Source organism: uncultured Microbacterium sp. (assembly GCF_963521695.1).
Classification (GTDB): Bacteria; Actinomycetota; Actinomycetes; order Actinomycetales; family Microbacteriaceae; genus Microbacterium.
This window is the reverse complement of sequence record NZ_CAUQWC010000272.1, coordinates 1-3,976: the sequence shown is the minus strand read 5'-3', so window position 1 is coordinate 3,976 and position 3,976 is coordinate 1. Positions and strand designations below refer to the sequence as shown.

The 3,976-nt window shown below is 72.8% G+C and carries 3 protein-coding genes; all 3 read left to right on the top strand.

Features of this window, described 5'->3' with window-relative positions; all coding sequences use genetic code 11:
• Window positions 1-1,189, top strand: a 1,189-nt coding sequence (locus tag RWP81_RS15010; protein WP_314457434.1) for an FAD-dependent oxidoreductase, incomplete at its 5' end; no start/stop codon positions are given.
• 107 nt (window positions 1,190-1,296) lie between these two features.
• Window positions 1,297-2,391 (top strand): DUF4190 domain-containing protein, encoded by a 1,095-nt coding sequence (locus RWP81_RS15005; protein WP_314457433.1) that lies wholly within the window; start codon window positions 1,297-1,299, stop codon window positions 2,389-2,391.
• Between the two features lie 176 nt (window positions 2,392-2,567).
• Complete coding sequence (locus tag RWP81_RS15000; RefSeq protein WP_314457432.1) at window positions 2,568-3,860, top strand: septum formation family protein; 1,293 nt, start codon at window positions 2,568-2,570, stop codon at window positions 3,858-3,860.
• Window positions 3,861-3,976: the final 116 nt, after the last annotated feature.

The window sequence follows — 3,976 nt, the reverse complement described above, 5'->3', positions numbered from 1 at the left end:
CACGACACACTTCGACTACCTCATCGTCGGCGGCGGAATGGTCGCCGACACCGCCGCCCGCGGCATCCGCGAGATCGACGCCGACGGGACGATCGGCATCCTGAGCGACGACGTCGACGAGCCCTACACGCGCCCCGCCCTCAGCAAGAAGCTGTGGACCGACGACGAGTTCACCTGGGAGAAGGTGCCGCTCGGTACGGCCGGCGACACCGGCGCCGACATCCGGCTGCGCACCCGCGCGACGGCGATCCGCCCCGACGCGCACGAAGTGGATGCCGCGGGCGAGACGTTCTCGTACGCCAAGCTCCTGATCGCCACCGGGGGCACGCCCGTCGCCCTCCCCATCGACGACCGCTCCCACGGCGAGCGCGCCCTGACCTTCCGCACCGCCGAGGATTATCGGCGCCTGCGCGCGCTCGCCGGAGAGGTCGATCGCATCGCCGTCGTCGGCGGCGGGTACATCGGCTCCGAGCTCGCCGCCGCGCTCGTGCAGAACGGCGTCGACACCGTCCTCGTCCACACCGGTGCCGTCCTCGGCGACGCCGTCTTCCCCGCCGCCCTCGCCGAGCGCTTCGAGAAGCTCTTCCGCGACGCGGGCGTCGAGATCGTCGCCGGCTCCAAGGTCTCGGGCGGAGAGGCGGATGCCGACGGCGCCCGCCTCGAACTCGAGAACGGCGACGAGGTACGCGCGGATGCCGTCGTGAGCGGTCTCGGCATCGACGTGGCCACCGAGCTGGCGGAGGACGCCGGACTCCGTGTCGACGACGGCGTGCACGTCGACGCGCAGTTGAGGACCTCCGTCGACGACGTGTACGCCGCGGGGGATGTCGCCAGCTACCCCGACCGCCTCCTCGGGCGCCGTCGCGTCGAGCACGTCGACAACGCCAACGAGCAGGGTGCGGCCGCCGGCCGCAACCTCGCGGGGGCCGCCGAACCGTACACGCATACGCCCTACTACTACTCGGCGGTCTTCGGCATCCGTTACGAAGCCGTCGGAACGCTCGACTCGTCGCTCGAGACCGTCGAAGACTGGATCGACGGCGAGCGCGGCGTCGTGTTCTACCTCGACGACGGTCGCGTGGTGGGCGTGCTGCTGTGGAACGTCGAAGACGCCCGGGATGCCGCGCGGGAGGTGCTCGCCGCGGCCGACACCCTGACGCGCGACGACCTGGTCGGCCGTATCCGCTGAGCCCGACGGCGTCGTCGCGACCCGCGGGCTAACCTGGACCGACGCTGCGAGCCCGCGGCGGATGAGCAAGCGCCGCGAGCCCGCGGCGAGTGACCTCAGGAGCACCCATGGCGGCCGCCGAACTGCGACTCTCCCTCCCCGCGGATCCGGCGCGCGATGCCGTGGCCGCGGCCCTCACCGACCAGGGCTTCGACGTCGCCGCCTCGTCCGACGCGCTGGTCGCGTCGCGGATCGCGACGGACGACGGCGACGTCGTCCCCGACCGGTTCGACGTGCGCCTGTCGGAGGTGCCGGAGGGGACCCTCGCGGTCTTCGCGCCCTCGGACGACGGCGCCGACCTCGCCGTGCCCACCGGCGGCACGGCGGCTGGTGAGGCCGCGCGGCTCGTCGGGGCGCGCTTGGCGCAGCAGGGTGTGCTCGCCATCGCCGCACCCGCCGCCGGTACGCTCGCGCAGATCCCGGCCGCACCGCTGTCGGCGGGGGCTCCCGACGTGGTGGGGTACCCCGGCGGTCCGGCCGCCGACGCGTCGTCCGCTGCCGGCACGGCCGGGGCGAGCCGCACGAATGTCGTCGCCATCGTCGCCCTGGTGCTGGGCTTCGTGGTCCCGGTCGCCGGCATCGTGACCGGTGCCGTCGCGCTGGCGCAGATCAAACGCACCGGTGAGAAGGGCCGCGGCCTCGCCCTCGGCGGCATCGTGGCGGGAAGCGTACTGACCCTCTTCATCTCGACCGTCGTCATCGGAACCCTCGTGTTCTCGGCGTTGACGGTCGCGGGTGGCTCCGTCGACCCGTACGCGCCCCCCGAGGAGGGAGGAGTGACGGTCGCACCCGACGAGCAGGCGCCGTTCGATCCGTCGGCGCTCGTCGTCGGTTCCTGCCTCGACGATCTCCCGGGCGGGTTCGTCGCGGCCGACAACGTCGTGGACTGCGCGCAGCCGCACTCGTACGAGGCCTTCGGCGGGTTCGACGTGGCAGGCGCCGCCTACCCGGGCGACGCGGCGATCGAGACGGCGGCCCTGCAGGGCTGCGAGGCGGCGTACGGCGGGTACGTGGGGGTGTCGTACCAGGAGTCCCGGCTCGACTACTACTACGTGGGGCCGACGGAGCAGACCTGGGCGGTCGGAGATCGCGAGATCTTCTGCCTGCTCTTCGACCCGAACGCCGAGCAGACGGTGGGATCCCTGGCCGGTTCGGGCCTCTGACGACCCTGGTCGCGCCGAGGAGCTTCGCGCGGGCCCGTTCCTCGCGTGTTGAGCGGGTGAATCGCCTCGTGAGAACTGCCGCGGGCGTCTCGAAACGCGCACCGACCTCGTGCCACCGGGATCTACGGTGAACGGGGCTGCGCGCGGGCGCGGCATCGTTTGCGCGGAGGTACCCGATGGCCGCAGTATCGCCTCTGTTCCTGACCGCCCCGCCTGATGGCGCCTCCTCGGCTGTCGCCGCCACGCTGTCGGAGCAGGGCTTCGTCGTGCGCGAGCGGGACGGTGTGCTCGACGTCGAGCGCGACGCCCACGCGTTCGGCGCGAGTTCGGTCGCGCCGCGAGTGAGCTTCGTCGTGCGGGTCGACGCCTGGGCGGGCGGGAGCATCGCGCACTTCGCCGACGACGGAGGCAGCGCCGTCGTCTTCGCGGCGGCGCGTGTGGCCCGGATGCGGCTGGCCGAGCGCGGACTGATCGCCGAGTCCGTCGAGGGCTCGGTGGACGACGATCTCACACCGCCGACAGAGGAGACGGACACGGGCAGTGCCGCCCGCGATTCGACGGTGTCGGCGACCGTCAGCGCGGTGGGCCCCACGCCCGTCGAGGTGAGGGTCGCGAACGACGAAGGAGTGCACGTCGGAGACGGCGCGCCGTCCATGGGCGCAGACCCGAGCACCGTGGACGCGCTGCCCGGCGCGTCGATGCGGCCGAGGGCCGCGGAGGACGACGAGTCGGTGGCCGTTGACGCCCCGTCGCCGGACGACGTGCGCGAGCGGGGCGCCCTCGCCGTGAGCGACGCTTCCGCCCGCGAGAAGGATCCGGCCGTGAACGCCGTCGCGGTGCTTGCGCTCGTGCTGGGGTTCATCGCACCGATCGGCGGCATCGTGGCCGGAGCCTTCGCCCTCGCGACCCTGCGCCGCACGTCGGAACGAGGGCGCGGTGTCGCGGTCGCGGGGATCGTCGTCGGATCGGCGCTGACGGTCGTCATGGGGGCGGCCATCGTCGCGGGCGTGTGGGGGATGGCCGTCGACACTCGGACGGTGTCGAGTCCGGTGAGCGTCTCCGCGCCGAGCCCCTCTGCATCGACCACGCCGACGGGTTCGGAGACGCCGGTTCCGCCCTTCACACTCGAGCCGGGACAGTGCTTCTCCCAACGGGGACGCGGCGAGATCAGCGACGCCACCCTCGTCGATTGCGCGGCACCGCACACCTACGAGCTGTACGCCGCGTTCTCGGTCGCGGAGGCCGCGGACGACTATCCGGGCGACGCGGAGATCGCTCATCGGGCGGAGGCGGGCTGTGTGGAGGCGTTCTCCGGCTTCGTCGGCACGGCCTATGACCGCTCCGTGCTCGAATACTTCTACCTGAGCCCCACGCGCAAGACGTGGCTGGTCGATGATCGCCGCGTGTCGTGCTTCGTCACCGACCCGGCGGGCACCGTCACCGGCACTCTGCGCGACGCAGCTCGGTGAGCCGGACGGATCAGCGCCCGGGCGGCGCGGTCGTGCCGCGGTCGACCAGCACTTTGCGCGGCGCAGCTCGGTGAGCCGGACGGATCAGCGCCCGGGCGGCGCGGTCGTGCCGCGGT